Source organism: Streptomyces canarius (genome assembly GCF_014650735.1).
Lineage (GTDB): Bacteria > Actinomycetota > Actinomycetes > Streptomycetales > Streptomycetaceae > Streptomyces > Streptomyces olivaceoviridis.
In genome coordinates this window covers 288,573-306,613 of the sequence record NZ_BMVN01000001.1, presented here as the reverse complement: position 1 = coordinate 306,613, position 18,041 = coordinate 288,573, and the positions used below count along the sequence as shown (strand labels likewise).

Genomic DNA, 18,041 nt, shown 5'->3' with positions numbered 1-18,041 from the left:
GGCGGTTTCTAGTCGCGCGCGGGCTCCACGGAGTCCACGGCACCCGCCGTACGGTCGAACCGCCCGTCCAGCTTGGAGACGAGCCCGGTGACCTGGCGGGCGATGTCGGGCGCGGTCAGCCCGATCTCGGCCATGACCTCGGCGCGGGAGGCGTGGTCGAGGAAGCGCGGCGGGATGCCGAAGTCGCGCAGCGGCACGTCCACGCCCGCGTCCCTGAGGGCCTGGGCGACGGCGGAGCCGACACCGCCGACGCGGCTGTTGTCCTCGACGGTGACGACGACCCGGTGCCGTTCGGCCAGCGGGGCCATGGCCTCGTCGACGGGCTTGACCCAGCGGGGGTCGACCACGGTGGTGGAGATGCCCTGCTTGTTCAGCAGCTCCGCGATCTCCAGGCACATCGGGGCGAGCGCGCCGACGGAGACCAGCAGCACGTCCGGCCGGTCGGTGCCCGGCTCCCGGAGCACGTCCATGCCGCCGATCCGGCCCACGGCGGGTACGGCGGGGCCGACGGCTCCCTTGGAGAAGCGCACCACGGTCGGCGCGTCGTCGACGGCGACGGCCTCGCGCAGCTGGGCCCGCACCTGGTCGGCGTCGCGCGGCGCGGCGAGCCGTAGCCCCGGCACCACCTGGAGGATCGACATGTCCCACATGCCGTTGTGCGAGGCGCCGTCGGTGCCGGTGACGCCGGCCCGGTCGAGCACGAAGGTGACACCGCACTTGTGCAGGGCCACGTCCATGAGGACCTGGTCGAAGGCGCGGTTGAGGAAGGTGGCGTACACGGCGAAGACCGGGTGGAGCCCGGCGTAGGCGAGGCCGGCGGCGGAGACGGCGCCGTGCTGCTCGGCGATCCCGACGTCGTACACCCGCTCGGGGAACTGCTTGGCGAACTTGTCGAGGCCGACGGGCTGGAGCATGGCCGCCGTGATGGCGACGACGTCCTCGCGCTCCTCGCCGAGCCTGACCATCTCCTCGCCGAAGACCGAGGTCCAGTCGGCGCCGGAGGAGGCGATCGGCAGCCCGGTGTCGGGGTGGATCTTGCCGACGGCGTGGAACCGGTCGGCCTCGTCCTGGAGGGCGGGCTGGTAGCCGCGGCCCTTCTCGGTCAGGCAGTGCACGATCACCGGCCCGCCGAAGCGCTTGGCCCGGGCCAGCGCCGACTCCAGCGCCTCGATGTCGTGGCCGTCGATCGGGCCGACGTACTTCAGGCCGAGGTCCTCGAACATGCCCTGCGGGGCGATGAAGTCCTTCAGCCCCTTCTTGGCGCCGTGCAGGGTCTCGTACAGCGGTTTGCCGACGACCGGGGTGCGGTCGAGGATGTCCTTCGTCCGCGCCAGGAAGCGCTCGTAGCCGTCGGTGGTGCGCAGGGTGGCCAGGTGGTTGGCGAGGCCGCCGATGGTGGGGGCGTACGACCGCTCGTTGTCGTTGACGACGATGACCAGCGGCCGGTCCCTGGCCTCGGCGATGTTGTTGAGCGCCTCCCAGGCCATACCGCCTGTCAGGGCCCCGTCACCGATGACGGCGACGACATGGCTGTCCTGCCGGCGCAGCTGGTTGGCCTTGGCGATGCCGTCGGCCCAGCCGAGCACGGTGGAGGCGTGGCTGTTCTCGATGACGTCGTGCTCGGACTCGGCCTGCGAGGGGTAGCCCGACAGGCCGCCCTTCATCTTCAGCCGGGAGAAGTCCTGCCGGCCGGTGAGCAGCTTGTGCACGTAGGACTGGTGGCCGGTGTCCCACAGCACCTTGTCCTTCGGGGACTCGAAGACCCGGTGCAGGGCGATGGTCAGCTCCACCACACCGAGGTTGGGGCCCAGGTGCCCGCCGGTCTTGGAGACCTCCTGGACGAGGAAGGTCCGGATCTCCTCCGCCAGCTGGTCCAGCTCCTCCAGGCTGAGCCGGTCCAGATCGCGCGGTCCCCTGATGCGGGTCAGCAGCGGCACCCGTGCCTCCTTGCAGTAGAGCTGATCGAGCTGTTGCCGGGCTTCGACGAGTCTAATGTTCCGTCCGCACGCCCGATGGCCGGGCGGGGGGTCATGCCTCACGCGAACGGCTGTACCCGTGTGGTCGGCCCGGACACGCCCTTGCCCGGCACCGTGGGACGGTGCCGGGCAAGGGTGGTGCGTCGGGTGCACTCAGGCGCGGCCGGCCGACTTCTGGGTCTTGCGGGTGATCGAGTCGATGACGACCGTGGCGAGGAGCACGCCACCGGTGATCATGTACTGGATCGGGGTGGCGATGCCCTGGAGGGCGAGGCCGTACTGGATCGACGTGATCACGAGGACACCGAGCAGCGCGTTCCAGGTGCGGCCCCGGCCGCCGAAGAGGCTGGTGCCGCCGATGACGGCCGCGGCGATGACGTTCATCAGCAGGTCGCCGGAGCCGGCGCTCTGGTTGGCGGCAGCGATCTTGGAGGCCCAGAACAGACCGCCGACCGAGGCGAAGAGGCCCGCGATGGCGAAGACCGAGACGCGCACCAGGGTGACGTTGATACCGGCGCGGCGGGACGCCTCGACGCTGCCGCCGAGCGCGAAGACCTTGCGGCCGTACGCGGTGCGGCGCAGCACGAAGTCGCTGCCGACCAGGACGATCGCGAAGAGCAGCACCGCGAGCGGCAGACCCTTGTACTGGTTGAACATGACCGCGACGGCGAACGCGGCGACCGCGAGCAGCACGGTGCGCAGCACGATGTCGCTGAGCGGGCGGGACGGGATGCCCGCGAGCGCGCGGCGGCGGTTGCCGAGGAAGGCCGACAGGAAGTATCCGGCGACCGCGACGAAGGCCAGGAGGTAGGCGGCGGCCACGTCCGAGAAGTAGTACGTGGTGAGCTTGCCGACCACGCCGTCGCCGTCGAGGTTGATCGTGCCGTTCGAGCCCAGGATCTGGAGCATGAAGCCGTTCCAGAACAGCAGACCGGCCAGGGTCACCGCGAACGCGGGCGCGCCGATCCGGGCGAAGAAGAAGCCGTGCAGGGCACCGATGGCCGCGCCGGCCGCGAGGGCGGTGAGGACGGCGAGCCACTCGTTGACGCCGTGCGTGACGCTCATCACGGCGGTGATCGCCGAGGAGACACCGGAGACGGAGCCGACGGAGAGGTCGATCTCGCCGAGCAGCAGCACGAAGATGATGCCGACCGACATCATGCCGGTGGCCACCATGGCGACGAAGATGTTGTTGAGGTTCTCCGCACCGAGGAAGGCGGAGTTCAGGCTCTGGAAGATCGCGCAGATGGCGATGAGGCCGACCACGACCGGCAGGGCGCCGAGGTCGCCGGCGCGCATCTTGCGCTTGAACTCGGTGATGTAGCCCGCGAAGCCCTGCTCGCGCACGAGCAGGCGGGGGTCGACGGCGGGGGCGGCGTCGGCCGCGACGGCGGGCGCGTCGACGGGCTCGGCCTGGGTCTTGTCGATGCTCACTTCTGAGCCTCCGCGGTGGTGCGCGCCGCACGACGGGTCACGGCGTTGTCCGTGGCGCCGGTGATGGCGGAGATGATCTCTTCCTGCGAGGTGGTCTTGACCTCGAACACGCCGTTGTTGCGACCGAGCCGCAGCACGGCGACCTTGTCGGCGACGGCCTTCACGTCGGCCATGTTGTGGCTGATGAGGATGACCGCGAGGCCGCGCTCGCGCAGCCGCTCGACGAGGTCGAGGACCTGGGCGGTCTGCTCGACGCCGAGGGCGGCGGTCGGCTCGTCGAGGATGACCAGCTTGGGCTCGCCGAGCATGGAGCGGGCGATGGCCACGACCTGGCGCTGACCGCCGGAGAGCGACGCGATCGGGATGCGCACGCTGGGGATGCGGATGGAGAGCGTCTGGAGCAGCTCGCGCGAGCGGCGCTCCATCTCGACCTCGTCCAGGACACCGCGGCGCTTGATCTCACGGCCGAGGAACAGGTTGCCCACGACGTCGATGTTGTCGCACAGGGCGAGGTCCTGGTAGACCGTCGCGATGCCCAGGTTCTGGGCGTCGTGCGGGCGGTTGACCGTGACGGGGCTGCCCTCCCACTCGATGACACCGTCATCGATGGGGTGCACACCCGCGATCGTCTTGACAAGGGTGGACTTGCCGGCGCCGTTGTCGCCGACGAGGGCAACCACCTCTCCGGCGTGGACCTCAAGCTCTACGTCGGTGAGCGCCTGAACGGCACCGAATCGCTTGGAGACCCCGCGCAACGCCAGCACGGGCGTAGCGGACACGTGAACCATCTCCTTCGCCGCCCGAGCCTGACCCCGGCGGGAGGTTGAACATGAAGAGTGAGGGGCGTTCCGTCCGGCGCCCCGCCGTTGTGCTGCGGGGCTGTCGGCGGCGGGGCGCCGGACGTGCCGGCACGGGCGCGCGGACAGTGGGCGCGCGTCTGCCGTGCAGGCCGGTGGGACCGCCGCCGGGGCGGCCCCCTGGGGTGTTACAGGCCGATCTTGTCGCAGGCGGCCTTGTACTTGGCCGTGCAGATCTGGTCGACCGTGTAGTAACCCTGCTTGATGACCGTGTCCTTGATGTTGTCCTTCGTCAGCGAGACTACCGGGACGATGACGGCCGGAATGCCCTTCTCGGTGCCGCTGTCCACGGTGCTGGCGCCGAGCGAGCCGTCGACCTTGCCGGTCTTGACGATCGAGACGGCCATCTTGGCGACGGTCTCGGCCTCCTGCGGGTAGGACTTGAAGACGCTCATGTACTGCTCGTTCGACACGATGCGCTGCACGCCCGCGAGCTCGGCGTCCTGGCCGGTGACCGGGGGAAGCGTCTTGAGGCCCGCGCCCTTGAGCGCGGTGATGACGCCGCCCGCCATGCCGTCGTTGGCGGAGTACACGCCGACGATCTTGTCCTTGCCGAGGGCGGAGATGGCGCCCTCCATGTTGGCGTTGGCGTTCTCCGGCTTCCACTCCTTGGTGTCGTACTCCTTGCCGATGTTCACCTTGCCGTCGAGGACCTCGTGCGCGCCCTTCTTGAACTGCGCGGCGTTCGGGTCGGTCACGGAGCCGTTCATCATGACGATCTTGCCGGACTTGGCCTTGCCGCCCAGGGCCTTCAGCAGGGCCTCACCCTGCGTCTTGCCGACCTCGACGTTGTCGAACGAGGTGTAGGCGGAGATGGGGCCCTCGGCGAGACGGTCGTAGGCGACGACCGGGATGCCCGCGTCCTTGGCCTTCTTGACGCCCTGCGCGACCGCCTTGTAGTCGACCGCGTCCAGGATCAGCACGTCGACCTTCTTGGTGATCATCGTGTCGATCTGCTGCGACTGGAGGGTCGCGTCCTGCTTGGCGTTGAGGTAGTCGACCTTGCCCTTGCCGTTCGTCAGATCCTTGATCTGCTTCTCGATGATGGGCTTGTCGAACTTCTCGTAGCGGGCGGTCTGGTTCTCCGGCAGGAGCAGACCGACGGTGATGTCATCACCCTTGTGGGTGGTCGTCTTCCCGCTGTCACCGTTGCCGCCGGACTCCTTCGCGCTGCCGCAGGCGGCGAGCGAGACGGTCATTGCGGTGGCACAGAAAGCAAAGGCAGCACGACGCATGCGCTTGTTCACTCTTCAAAACCTCCCTGACGAGGCCGCGTCGTTGCGGCCGAGGTGGCTGGAAGTCAACTCGGCCACACGTGCGACGTCAAGAAGTAAATCCTTAACGAGATGGCAACGGTGCCATCCGTTCTCTAAGTGAAGACAGGAGCCGCCAAGGACAGCGCACCCTCCAAAAGGGTCGAATCGCCCATCTCGCTGAGGGCGAGGGCGAGCGCTCCGAGCACCTCCGCGCGGCCGCCAAGTGCCCCCGGGAGAACGGACAGTTGGCGCGCCGCGCTGGGAATGGCGTAGCGGCCGACGGACTCCCTGATCGGCCCGAGCACCAGCTCACCGGCCTCGGCGAGATCACCGCCGAGGACCACCCGGCTCGGGTTCAGCAGATTGCAGAGATTGGCCACCCCGCTTCCGATGTGGCGGCCGACGTCGGCGATCACCCGACGACAGCCCGGGTCACCGTCCCTGGCCAGCCGCACGACGCCTTCCATCGTCAGGCTGGAGCCGTGGCTGGGCTGGAGCAGCGGGAGCACATAGCGCGCCGCGGCGAACGTCTCCAGGCAGCCGCGGTTTCCGCAGCGGCAGACCGGGCCGGATTCATCGAGTGTGATATGCCCGATTTCGCCCGCTGTGCCGCCCGGGCCGCGATAGATCTTCCCGTCGATCACCAGACCGGCGCCGACACCGCTCGCGACCTTGATGTACGCCAGGTCCCGGACACCCTTGCCGCTGCCCCAGACCAGCTCGCCCAATGCGCCGAGGTTGGCGTCGTTGTCCACGTGCACCGGCACGCCGAGCCGTTCGCGCAGCTCCTCGGCGGGCTTGGTGCCGCCCCACCCGGGCAGGATCGCGGTCGAGCCGAGCGTGCCCGACTCGACGTCGATCGGACCCGGCACCCCGAGCCCCACGCCGGCCACCTTGGCGCGGTCCACGCCCGTCGCCGCGATCAGCCGGTTGACCAGCTGTTCCGCCCGGTCGAAGCCCTGGTCGGCGGAGGCGTCGACGTCCAGCGGCTCGGCCTCCTCGGCCAGCACCTGATGGGCGAGGTTCCCGACCGCGACCCGTAGGTGGGTGTGCCCGAAGTCGACCCCGATCACGATGCCGGCGTCCCCGCTCAGGCTGACGCTGCGGGCCCGCCGCCCGCCGGCCGAGGTGGGCGTGACCTCGACGGTCCCGCCGTCCTTCAGCTCCCGCACGATGTTGGAGACGGTCGCGGCGGACAGCCCGGTGGTCCGCGCGATCTCCGCCTGCGTGAGGGACCCGGCCAGCCGTACGGCCCGGACCACCCGCTCCAGGTTGGCTCGGTGCAGTGACGACTGCGACCCTGGAGTCTCCACGACGACCTCCTGAGCGCGGGGCCGCTTCGGCGAGGCCCCGTGTATGTCCAACTAGTGAACTCTAAGCTGAGCCGTTCGGGGCGACTCCCGTCAAGAGGTTGAACCGTTTCCGGGTACATGGACACCACGACGCACACCCTCCCGGGCGACGGGACGGTGTGCGTCTCGGGACGGCCGCGGGACTGCCCCGCCGGGCGCAGCCCCTATTTGAGCGCCCCCGCGGTCAGTCCCTGCACCACCTGGCGCTGGAAGACGATGTACGCCGCGAGCACCGGCAGCATCGCCATGACCAGGCCCGCGAAGAGTCCTGACCAGTCACCCTTGTAGCCCTGGCTGGCCGCCAGCTGGACCAGTCCCTGGGTGAGGACCTTCTTGTCGGGGTCGGTGTTGAGCACCGTGGGCAGCATGTACTGGTTCCACTGGCCCAGGAAGTTGAAGATGCCGACGCTGATCAGACCCGGCTTCGCCATGGGCAGCATGATCTGGAAGAACGTCCGCGCGTGCGAGGCGCCGTCGACGAAGGCAGCCTCCGCCACCGAGGTGGGCAGGGTGCGGAAGAACGCCGTGAGGAAGAAGACCGTGAACGGCAGCGAGTAGGCGATGTAGACCAGGATCAGGCCGTGGATCGTGTTCAGCAGCCCCATGTTGTTGACGACGTAGAACAGCGGGACCAGCGCGAGCATGATCGGGAAGCTCATGCCCCCGACGAACAGGTAGTAGACGAAGCGGTTGCCGGGGAAGTCGAAGCGGGCCAGCACGTACGCCGCCATGGAGCCGAGCACCAGGGTGCCGATCAGCGAGCCGCCGACCACCAGCACGGTGTTCAGGAAGTAGTCGCTCATGTTGGCGTCGGTCCACGCCCGCGCCCAGTTGTCGAAGTGCAGGCTGTCGGGCAGGGACCAGGGTGAACCGAAGATGGAGCTGTCGTCCTTGAAGGACGTCATCACCGCCCACACCAGCGGCAGGACCACCATGATCGCCCAGATGACCAGGATGCCGTGGGAGAAGACGTTGAGGACGTTGCCCTCCCTCTTGCGCACGGCGGGCCCGGTGGACGGCACGTCCACCTTGGAGACGCCGGCGCCGGACTCGGCCGGCAGCGGCGCGGGGGTCTCGGTCGTCTTCATCGCTTCAGTACTCCAGCCGCTCGCGACGGCCCAGCCTCATCACGATCGCGGCGAACGCGAGCGTGACGACGAGCAGGGCGACGCCGATGGTGGTGGCGTAGGCGGCCTGACCGTCCCGGAACGCCTTCTGGTACACGTACAGGACCATCACCGTGGTCGAGTAGTCGGGACCGCCCGGTCCGGTCGTCATGATCTGTACGACTGCGAACGACTCGGCGCCGAGCGCGAGGATGCCCATGTACACCCAGCCGGACTGCACGGTGTCCCACAGCAGCGGCAGGGTGACGCGGAAGAAGGTGGTGAAGCGGCCGGCGCCGTCCAGCAGCGCCGCCTCGTACAGCTCGGCCGGGATCGAGGCCATGCCCGCGGAGAACAGCACCACGAAGAAGCCGACCGTGGACCACACGAGCACCGCCATCACGCACCACAGGGCGAGGCTCGGGTCGCCCAGCCACAGCGGCTGCACGCCGTCGAGGCCGATGCCGCGCAGGAGCGAGTTGATCGCGCCGCTGTCCGGGTTGTAGGCGAAGGCGAACAGCAGCGCGACGATCGCGATCGACAGCACCTGCGGGAAGAAATAGACGATCTTGTAGAAGGACGAGCCCCGGACCCCGGAGATCACGGGGCCGCCCCTTCTGCGCCGTCCGCCCACATTGATCATGAAGGCGAGGAACAGCGCGAGACTGATCGTCACCACCGGCAGCACCAGGGCGAACAGCAGACTGTGCTCCAGCGACTTCCAGAAGATGTCGTCGTCGAACATCCTCTTGTAGTTGTCGAAGCCGACCATTTCGAATTCGGGGCTGAGGCCCGTCCAGTCCGTGAACGAGTAGTAGATGGACTGGATGAACGGCCACACCACGAAGAGCGCGTACAGTCCGAGGGGCAGTGCCAGAAACCCCACGATGAACCGGTACTTGCCGTGTTGCATCGCCACTCCGGTGCTGTCAGGGTGCTGGATTACTGGTGCTTGTAGTGCTTGATCGAGGTGTCCTTCGCCGCCTCGTCGGCAAAGCCCTGGATCTTCTTGATGGCCTCGGCCGGGGTGAGCCGTCCGGCCATCATCTCGCCGAGACCGGACACGCCGATCTTCTCCTTCTGCAACTGCACGTACCAGTCCTGAAGACGCGGATTCACCACGTTGGACCCTGCCTTGTCCAGCGCCGCCACGCCCGACTTCAGACCCGGGGTGAGGCTGATGCCGCTGGTGCCTCCGTTGTACGCGGTCAGTGACTTCACCTTGGTGGTGAAGTTCTTCGAGGACGCCTCGGAGAGCAGGATGCGCAGTTGCTCCATGCCGCCCTCGGTGTTCTTCGCCTTGGCCGGCACGATGAAGGGCTCACCACCGGAGGCCCAGATGGTGCCGAACGGCAGCTTGTCGGAGGAGTCGATGCCGGTGGGCGCGGACACGGCGAGGTCGAAGTCGGCCGGGATGACGTTGGCCGACTCGTTCTCCACCCAGGAGCCGTTCGGGATGAACAGTGCCTCGCCCTTGGCCCAGGCGGTCTGGGACTGGATGTGGTCCAGGCCCGGGGTGCCCTTGAGGACGTAGCCCTTCTTGTACAGCTCGTAGTAGGCCTCGAAGCATGCCTTGACCGCGGGGTGCTTCCAGGCGTTCGGCTCCAGGTTGTCGATGGCGTCGAGGACCTCGCGACCGCCCACTTTGGCGATCATCGGGTAGAGCGAGAAGGGGATGTAGTACGGGTACTTGCCCGCGTACGTCCAGCCCGCCATGCCCTTCTTCTTGGCCTTCGCGCAGACCGCCAGCATCTCGTCCCAGGTCTGCGGGTACTGCGCGTCCAGCGAGTCGAGGGCCTTCTGCGAGTACCAGACGCCGTAGACCGTGTAGGCGTAGTACAGGACCCAGACCGGCTTGCCGTCGAACTGGCCCATCTCCACGATGCCGGGGCGCAGCGTGTCGCGGACCTTCTTGGCCGGGTCGTCGTACGACGGCGCGTCCAGCAGCGGGGTGAGGTCGGCCAGCTGGTTCTTGCCGACGAGCACCCCCATGTCCATCTGCTCGGCCCCGGAGTTGTCGATGAGGTCCGGCGGGTTGCCCTGGTTGAAGCGGGGCTGCAAGGTGGACTGGATCTTCTGGGTGGTCGCGAACTTCACCTTGGCCTTGGGGAAGTCCTTCCCGTAGACCTTTACGGCGTCCTGGGCGTATTCCTTGCCGAAGCCGCCGTCGAAGAGGACGAACTCCATGCCCGCGGTGTCGTTGACGCCGAGGGGGTTCTTCGAGGTCTTCTTGCCCGCCTTCGCCTTGTCCTGTCCGTCACCGCCCCCGCTGGCACAGGCGGACAACAGGCCCATTCCCGGGGCCGCGACCAGGCCGAGCGCCGCGGACCGCTTGATCAGGTCACGACGGCCCACACCTTCGACGCCGTGGTGCACGTTGGATCCCATGCTCAAGTCCTCGCCTTCTCCAGGACTCAGGCGGTGAACCGGATCCTCCCCGGCACCGCTGTCGGGTAGTGCTGGCTCGTGCTGGAAACGCCGACAGGTATAGTCCACTTCCCGCCAACTGGGCAAGATCGAATGCAGGGTTCGCGTGGGGTCTTTTCCGAGTTGAGACCTCGCGGAAATATGAAGGGCCCGCGGAACGGCCCGCCGGAAAAATTCGCGACATAACTCCCTGAATGCCACAGCCAACACCCTTGACATCACGGGCCACTTGACCACCTACTGGTTCCTGCGCCCCGTAGCTGACAACGTTGTCCGGAGGGGGCGCAGGAGGGGAAATCGGTAGATGCAGCGGAGAACGCGGCACAGATGGGGCCCGGCGGTCGTCCTCACGGCCGCCTTTGTCATGGCCGTCGGCGCGCAGGGCGCGGCGGTCGCCCTGCCCGGCAAGGCTCCGGCGGCCGACCGGGAGTTCGCATCCTCGTTCGAGGCGGGCGACCCGGCGCCGGACTGGCTGAACACCGTCGACACCGGACGGGACGGCACCAAGCGCGCCTCGGGCGTCGACGGCGGCTACAGCACGGGCATTCCGGGCAATGTCACCGACCATGTCACCGAAGTCCGGGCCAGCGGCGAGAACACCGGCGCCGGCGAGGTCAAGGAGAACCTCGTCGACGGCGAGCCCGGCACCAAGTGGCTGACCTTCGAGCCCACCGGCTGGGTGGAGTTCGACCTGGACAAGCCCGTGAAGATAACGACGTACGCGCTCACCTCGGCCAATGACTTCGGCGAGCGCGACCCCGAGGACTGGACCCTGAAGGGCTCCACCGACGGCAAGGACTGGAAGACGGTCGACACCCGCTCGGGCGAGAACTTCGCCGAGCGGTTCCAGACGAAGTCGTACGACCTCGCCGAGCCGGCCGAGTACCAGCACTTCCGGCTGGAGGTGACGAAGAACGCGGGCGCCCCGGACATCCTCCAGCTCGCCGATGTGCAGTTCTCCACCGGCAGCGGCGGCGGTCCGGTGCCGCAGGACATGCTGACCCTGGTCGACAAGGGCCCGAGCGGCTCGCCGACCGCCAAGGCGCGCGCCGGGTTCACCGGAAAGCGCGCCCTGCGCTACGCCGGCCGGCACACGGCGGCCGGCCGGGCCTATTCGTACAACAAGGTCTTCGACGTGAACGTCAGGGTCGGCGGCGACACCGAGCTGTCGTACCGCGTCTTCCCGTCGATGGCCGACGGCGACCGCGACTACGACGCCACCAACGTCTCCGTCGACCTGGCCTTCACCGACGGCACCTATCTGAGCGGCCTGGGCGCGCTGGACCAGCACGGCTTCCCGCTCACCCCGCGCGGGCAGGGCGCGTCGAAGGCCCTGTACGTCAACCAGTGGAACAACGTGGCCGCGCGGATCGGCTCGGTCGCGGCCGGCAAGACCGTCGACCGCATCCTGGTGGCGTACGACTCCCCCGACGGCCCGGCGAAGTTCCGCGGCTGGCTGGACGACGTGGCCCTGAAGCCGGTGGCGCCCGAGAAGCCGAAGGCGCACCTGTCGGACTACGCGCTGACCACCCGCGGCACCAACTCCAGCGGCAGCTTCTCGCGCGGCAACAACTTCCCGGCGACGGCCCTGCCGCACGGCTTCAACTTCTGGACCCCGGTGACCAACGCGTCCTCGCTGAGCTGGCTCTACGAGTACGCACGGGCGAACAACGCGGACAACCTGCCGACGATCCAGGCGTTCAGCGCGAGCCATGAGCCGAGCCCCTGGATGGGCGACCGGCAGACCTTCCAGCTGATGCCGTCGGCCGCGTCCGGCACCCCGGACACCGGCCGCGAGGCGCGGGAACTGCCCTTCCGGCACGAGAACGAGACCGCGCGGCCGTACTACTACGGCGTCCGGTTCGAGAACGGCCTCAAGGCCGAGATGGCCCCGACCGACCACGCCGCCGCCCTGCGCTTCACCTACCCCGGTGACGACGCGAGCGTGCTGTTCGACAACGTCACCGAGCAGGCCGGACTCACGCTCGACAAGGAGCACGGGACCGTCACCGGCTACTCGGACGTGAAGTCGGGCCTGTCGACGGGCGCGACCCGGCTGTTCGTGTACGGCGAGTTCGACAAGCCGGTCACCGACGGCGCCTCCAGCGGGGTGAAGGGCTTCCTGCGCTTCGACGCGGGCGCCGACCACACGGTGACCCTGCGCCTGGCGACCTCGCTCATCAGCGTCGACCAGGCCAAGGACAACCTGCGCCAGGAGATCCCGGACGGCACCTCCTTCGACACGGTCAAGGGGCGTGCCCAGCAGGTCTGGGACAAGCTGCTCGGCAAGGTCGAGGTGGAGGGCGCGACCCCGGACCAGCTCACCACGCTGTACTCCGGCCTGTACCGGCTGTACCTGTACCCCAACTCGGGCTTCGAGCAGGTCGACGGCAAGGACCGGTACGCCTCGCCGTTCTCCGCGATGCCGGGCCCGGACACCCCGACGCACACCGGCGCAAAGATCGTGGACGGCAAGGTGTACGTCAACAACGGCTTCTGGGACACCTACCGGACCACCTGGCCCGCGTACTCGTTCCTCACCCCGTCCCAGGCGGGCGAGATGGTCGACGGGTTCGTGCAGCAGTACAAGGACGGCGGCTGGACCTCCCGCTGGTCCTCCCCCGGCTACGCCGACCTGATGACCGGCACCTCCTCGGACGTGGCGTTCGCCGACGCCTACGTCAAGGGCGTGAAGTTCGACGCGAAGGCGGCGTACGACGCGGCCGTGAAGAACGCGACCGTCGTCCCGCCGATGTCGGGCGTGGGCCGCAAGGGCATGTCCACCTCGCCCTTCCTCGGCTACACCTCGACCGACACGCACGAGGGCCTGTCGTGGGCGATGGAGGGCTACGTCAACGACTACGGCATCGCGAAGATGGGCGAGGCGCTCTACAAGAAGACCGGCGAGAAGCGCTACCGGGAGGAGTCGGAGTACTTCCTCAACCGGGCCCGCGACTACGTGAACCTGTTCGACGCCAAGGCGGGCTTCTTCCAGGGGCGCGACGCCAAGGGCGACTGGCGCGTGAACTCCGCGAAGTACGACCCGCGCGTGTGGGGGTACGACTACACGGAGACCAACGGCTGGGGCTACGCCTTCACCGCCCCGCAGGACAGCCGGGGCCTGGCCAACCTGTACGGCGGCCGGCAGGGCCTGGCGGACAAGCTGGACGAGTACTTCGCCACCCCGGAGACGGCCTCCCCCGACCACGTCGGCTCCTACGGCGGTGTCATCCACGAGATGACCGAGGCGCGGGACGTCCGGATGGGCATGTACGGCCACTCCAACCAGGTCGCGCACCACGTCATCTACATGTACGACGCGGCCGGCGAACCGTGGAAGGCGCAGGCGTACGTCCGTGAGGCGCTGTCCCGGCTCTACACCGGCAGCGAGATCGGGCAGGGCTACCACGGCGACGAGGACAACGGCGAGCAGTCGGCCTGGTACCTCTTCTCCGCGCTCGGCTTCTACCCGCTGGTGATGGGCAGCGGCGAGTACTCCATCGGCTCCCCGCTGTTCAAGAAGGTCACCGTGCACCTGGAGAACGGCCGGGACCTGGTGGTGCGGGCGCCGGGGAACAGCGCGAAGAACGTCTACGTCCAGGGCGTCATGTTCAACGGCCGCCCCTGGAAGTCGACGTCGCTCCCGCACTCGCTGCTGTCCAAGGGCGGGGTGCTGGACTTCTTCATGGGCTCCAAGCCGTCGGCGTGGGGCACCGGGAAGGACGCGGCGCCGGTCTCCGTCACCCAGGACGACAAGGTGCCGACGCCCCGCGCGGACGTGCTGAAGGGTGACGGCCCGCTCTTCGACGACACCTCGGCGACGAGCGCGACGCTCACCTCGGCGGACCTCCCGGCCGAGGGTGGTGTACGGCCGGTCCAGTACACGCTGACCTCGGGAGCCGACCGCACGAAGGCACCGACCGGCTGGACCCTGGAGGGCTCCACCGACGGCACGACCTGGCGGACCCTGGACCACCGCTCCGGGGAAACGTTCACGTGGGACCGCCAGACCCGCGCCTTCACCATCGCCGCACCGGGCACCTACACCAGGTACCGCCTGGTCCTGGACGGCGAGTCGACCCTGGCGGAGGTGGAACTGCTGGGCTGAACAGCGGCCCGCCCGCGCTGACACGAGGCCCCGGGGGCCCGCCGGACACGAGGCGTCCCCCGGGGCCGTACGACGTCGTCGCCGGGCTCGGTGGCCGGCGTACCCGGGCCGTGCCCACACACCAGGGTGATCCGGTCGGCTCCGCCCACCTCTGTCGGTGCGCCGAGGCAGAATCGACTCCTGTCACGCACCGCGTACGACGAGGGGGGTCGACCGATGCACGCTCCCGTGGACATCGGTGAGCTGGTGCGCTTCGCGCTGCACACGATGGGCGAGCGCAACGCGCACCACGAGTTCGAGCGGCTCTGCCTGGAGGTCGCCCGCCGGCGTCTGGTCAGCAACCTGCTGCTGGCCACCGGCCCGGTGAGCAGCGGGGGCGACCAGGGACGGGACGGCGAGAGCTTCTGGACGGCCCTGGTCCACCCGCCGCACCCCCCGGCCTCGGAGTTCGCCGCTCTCGCGTCGCCGCAGCGGGTCGTCCTGGCCTGCACCACCCAGAGGACCAACGTCCCGGCCAAGGTCAGGAAGGATCTGGCAGCGATCAACGGACAGGGCGGCGCCGTGGACCGTGTCCTGTACTTCACCGTCGCCCCCGTGCCGGTGGCCACACGGCACGCGCTGCAACGTGAGGCACGGGAGGTCCACGACGTCGAGCTGGACGTCTTCGACGCGGTCGCCCTCACCGACTTCCTCACCGCGCCGGACCTGATCCACCTGGCCCAGCGGCACCTGGGGCTGCCCTCGCTCCCGGGCATGGGCGGTGAGCCCGCGGGAGACCTGTCGGTCGCGGTGCCCGAGGACGCGATCGAACACCACATCCGTGGCCGGGACGCGCTGCTGGCCGGGCTGGCGGAGCAGATGACGCGTGGCGGCGACCGGGTGGTGCTGTGCGGGGTCGGCGGCTGTGGCAAGAGCACGGTGGCGCTGGCGCTCGCCCGCCGGGGCCGTACCGCCGGGTTGCAGGTGTGGTGGGTCGACGCCGCGACCCGCAGCACCTTCGAGGAGGGGTTGCGCGAGGTCGCCGTGCAGGCGGGTGTGTCCCGCGTGGAGGCCCGCGAGGTGTGGTCACGGCGGGAGGCGGCCCGGGACGTACTGTGGCGCGCGCTGGACGACCCGGCTACGGGGCGATGGCTGCTGGTCGTCGACAACGCCGACGACCCGTCGGCGGTGCGCGACTGGATCAGGGCACCCCGGCCGGGGAGCACCGTGTTGGTCACCAGCCGGGAGCAACGGCCCGCCGCCTGGTGGAGGCAGGCGGCCGTGCACACCGTCGACCCGATCGGCGAGGCCCACGGCGCCGCGATGCTCCGGGAACTCGCCCCGCGGGCCGGGACGGAGGAAGAGGCCCGGAGCCTGTCCCGGCGGCTCGGCGGACTGCCGCTCGCCCTGCTGCTGGTGGGCAGGTACCTCGCCATGACCAGCGACGACCCGGTGCTTCCGGAGTCGCACACGCCGCGCTCGTTCGCCGCGTACCGGGCGGCGCTCGACCGGGAGTTCCCGGAAACCGTCTCGGCCCTGTCACACGACCCGTCCGGTCCGCTCACGCGGACCTGGGAGATGTCCCTGGATCTGCTGGAGGCGAAGGGGGCCGGCGTCGCACGGCCGCTGTTCCGGCTCATCTCCTTCTTCGCGCCCGACCCCCTGCCGGTCGTGCTGCTCATCGGCAGCGTGCTGACGCGGGCGAGCGTGTTCGCCGGGCTGTCGGCGACCGGCCTGGAGGAGGCCGTGCGCGGTCTCCTCGGCTGCGGGCTGCTGAACCGCCGCCGGATCGAGGCGGACGGTACGACGGTGGACACCCTGGTCGTCCACCCGCTCGTCCGTGAGATCACGCGCATGCAGCCGGACGCCGTCGCGGGCGCACCCGAGTACACGACCCTGGCCGCAGTGCTGCTGGCGAAGGTGGCCGGCGGGCTGCCGAGCGACGACACGTCGACGTGGCCGCTGTGGCGTCTGCTCGCACCGCACTGCACGTGGGTCGCGTCCGACACCTCCCACGCGGCCGGGCAGGAGTGGATGGTCCGCGGTGACCTCGCCGCGCTGACCGCCGCGTACGCTCACACGGCCGGTGTGTGGGCGCTGGCGGAGGAGCAGCTCCGCCACGCGTTGGACGCCCTCGGGCACTGCCTTCCCGCGGACGCGCCGCGCATCGTGGCGACACGGCACAACCTGGCCTACCTCCGGCACGATCAAGGACGTTATGACGAGGCCGAGGCGGAGCTCGCCCACGTCCTGGAATCGGCGCTGAAGACCCTCGGCCCGGATCACCGGACCACCCTGGCGGCACGCCATGAACTGGCCAGGCTCCGTCTGGAGCGCGGGGACGCCGCCTACGCCCATGCCGAGCTGTCCGTCGTCGTCTCCCGCACGGCGGAGGTGCTGGGGCCCGACCACCCGGTCACCTTGGCGGCTCGGCACGAACTCGGCCGCACCCTGCGCGCCCGGGGCGACCTGGCCGGGGCCCGGTCCCTGTTCGAGCAGGTGGTCGGCGTCAAGACGGACTCCCTGGGCGAGGCGGCACTGCCGACGCTCGTGACCCGTCATGAACTTGCCGACCTGCTCCTCGAACTCGGCGAGGTGGAACAGGCCCATGCCGCCTTCACGGAGATCCTGGCGGTGGAAGACCGGACCCAGGGACCCGACCACCCCAGCACCCTGGTCACCAGGAACAACCTCAGCCGCGCCCTCGTCGAACTCGGACGGCTCGACGAGGCCGAGGCGGAGCTGTCCGCGACGCTCGCCGCGTGGGACCGCATCGGTGAAGGGGCTCACCCCATGGCACTCGTCACGCGCGGAGCCCTCGGTGGTCTGCTCGCCACGACCGGCCGGGCGGCCGAGGGGGAGAAGCTGCTGCGGACAGCGGCCCTCGCGCTGGAGCAGATCTTCGGCGCCGGCCATCGCGAGACCGTCGACGCCCGGCTCAACCATGCGGAGTCCCTGCACCGGTTGAACCGGCACGCGGACGCGGAAGCCCTGCTCCGTGCCGTCGTGGAAGCCTTGGTGGATACGGCCGACGGCGAGGGGCCCCGCCTCCTCGCGGCCCGCCGGAAACTGGCCGACATCTACTTCGAGCTGGGCCGGGACGCCGAGGCGGAGGACGAACTGCGCCGGATCGTCGCCGCGAAGAGCCGGGACCTGGGGGCCGACCACGCGGAGACCCTCCAGGACCGCCAGGCTCTGGCGGCCGTCCTGCTGCGCCAGGGACACACGGCTCTCGCGGCCAGACAACTCGTGGCGCTCGTCGATCCGTTGGACGCCGCCCTGGGCCGGAGCCACCGGGACTCCCTGATCGCGCGGTCGAATCTGGCCTTCGCCCAGTCGCAGCTCGACGCCGACGCGGCGGCCAGACGGCAGCTTCGACGCGTCGTGGCGGTGTACGAGGAGGACGGACTCGTGCCGGACGATTTGCTCGCCACGGTGCAGGAACTGCTCCACCAGCTGGGCTGAGGCCGGCCGCCGGCCAGGGCCGTGACGAAGGTGCACCGGCGCGGTGCGGAGCGCGGAGTCCGTGTCGGCGCGCCCCGCACC

At 69.4% G+C, this 18,041-nt stretch carries 10 protein-coding genes; 2 read left to right on the top strand and 8 right to left on the bottom strand.

From position 1 onward, the window contains the following. Positions 1–8: 8 nt before the first annotated feature. The 8 genes from dxs to ngcE form a co-directional block, all read right to left on the bottom strand. The gene (gene dxs / locus IE294_RS01200) at positions 9–1,937 is read right to left on the bottom strand and encodes a 1-deoxy-D-xylulose-5-phosphate synthase (RefSeq protein WP_189881795.1); all 1,929 of its coding nucleotides are present in this window, start codon (positions 1,935–1,937) and stop codon (positions 9–11) included. 192 nt (positions 1,938–2,129) lie between these two features. Beyond that, positions 2,130–3,410 carry a sugar ABC transporter permease gene (locus IE294_RS01195; protein WP_189881325.1) on the bottom strand — a complete coding sequence of 427 codons (1,281 nt, stop codon included), beginning with the start codon at positions 3,408–3,410 and terminating at the stop codon, positions 2,130–2,132. Next, entirely contained in the window at positions 3,407–4,198 is a 792-nt protein-coding gene (locus IE294_RS01190; RefSeq protein ID WP_189813958.1) for an ATP-binding cassette domain-containing protein, read from the bottom strand. Before IE294_RS01190 ends, IE294_RS01195 begins: the two co-directional genes overlap by 4 nt. 197 nt (positions 4,199–4,395) lie before the next feature. Then, positions 4,396–5,466, bottom strand: coding sequence for a sugar ABC transporter substrate-binding protein (locus IE294_RS01185; RefSeq protein ID WP_229916975.1), 1,071 nt, complete (start codon positions 5,464–5,466; stop codon positions 4,396–4,398). A gap of 170 nt (positions 5,467–5,636) precedes the next feature. Further along, the gene (locus tag IE294_RS01180) at positions 5,637–6,836 is read right to left on the bottom strand and encodes an ROK family transcriptional regulator (protein WP_189881323.1); all 1,200 of its coding nucleotides are present in this window, start codon (positions 6,834–6,836) and stop codon (positions 5,637–5,639) included. A gap of 203 nt (positions 6,837–7,039) precedes the next feature. Then, a complete protein-coding gene (locus IE294_RS01175; RefSeq protein WP_189881322.1) occupies positions 7,040–7,963 on the bottom strand; it encodes a carbohydrate ABC transporter permease in 924 nt (307 codons plus the stop codon). Positions 7,964–7,967: 4 nt separating this feature from the next. After that, positions 7,968–8,894, bottom strand: coding sequence for a carbohydrate ABC transporter permease (locus IE294_RS01170; RefSeq protein ID WP_189881321.1), 927 nt, complete (start codon positions 8,892–8,894; stop codon positions 7,968–7,970). Between the two features lie 29 nt (positions 8,895–8,923). Next, positions 8,924–10,369 (bottom strand): N-acetylglucosamine/diacetylchitobiose ABC transporter substrate-binding protein, encoded by a 1,446-nt coding sequence (gene ngcE, locus IE294_RS01165; protein ID WP_189881320.1) that lies wholly within the window; start codon positions 10,367–10,369, stop codon positions 8,924–8,926. 343 nt (positions 10,370–10,712) lie between these two features. Between ngcE and IE294_RS01160 the strand changes: the two genes are divergently transcribed. Beyond that, positions 10,713–14,516 (top strand): GH92 family glycosyl hydrolase, encoded by a 3,804-nt coding sequence (locus IE294_RS01160; protein WP_229916974.1) that lies wholly within the window; start codon positions 10,713–10,715, stop codon positions 14,514–14,516. 216 nt (positions 14,517–14,732) lie between these two features. After that, on the top strand, positions 14,733–17,960 hold the full coding sequence (locus IE294_RS01155; RefSeq protein WP_189881319.1) for a tetratricopeptide repeat protein: 3,228 nt from the start codon (positions 14,733–14,735) through the stop codon (positions 17,958–17,960). The last annotated feature ends 81 nt before the right edge of the window (positions 17,961–18,041 follow it).

Bases quoted from the DNA above. Each gene is read 5' to 3' on its own strand.
- IE294_RS01170 (WP_189881321.1), bottom strand. From the start codon at position 8,894: ATGCAACACGGCAAGTACCGGTTCATCGTGGGGTTTCTGGCACTGCCC.
- IE294_RS01190 (WP_189813958.1), bottom strand. From the start codon at position 4,198: ATGGTTCACGTGTCCGCTACGCCCGTGCTGGCGTTGCGCGGGGTCTCC.
- IE294_RS01175 (WP_189881322.1), bottom strand. From the start codon at position 7,963: ATGAAGACGACCGAGACCCCCGCGCCGCTGCCGGCCGAGTCCGGCGCC.
- IE294_RS01160 (WP_229916974.1), top strand. From the start codon at position 10,713: ATGCAGCGGAGAACGCGGCACAGATGGGGCCCGGCGGTCGTCCTCACG.
- IE294_RS01155 (WP_189881319.1), top strand. From the start codon at position 14,733: ATGCACGCTCCCGTGGACATCGGTGAGCTGGTGCGCTTCGCGCTGCAC.
- IE294_RS01185 (WP_229916975.1), bottom strand. From the start codon at position 5,466: ATGACCGTCTCGCTCGCCGCCTGCGGCAGCGCGAAGGAGTCCGGCGGC.
- ngcE (WP_189881320.1), bottom strand. From the start codon at position 10,369: ATGGGATCCAACGTGCACCACGGCGTCGAAGGTGTGGGCCGTCGTGAC.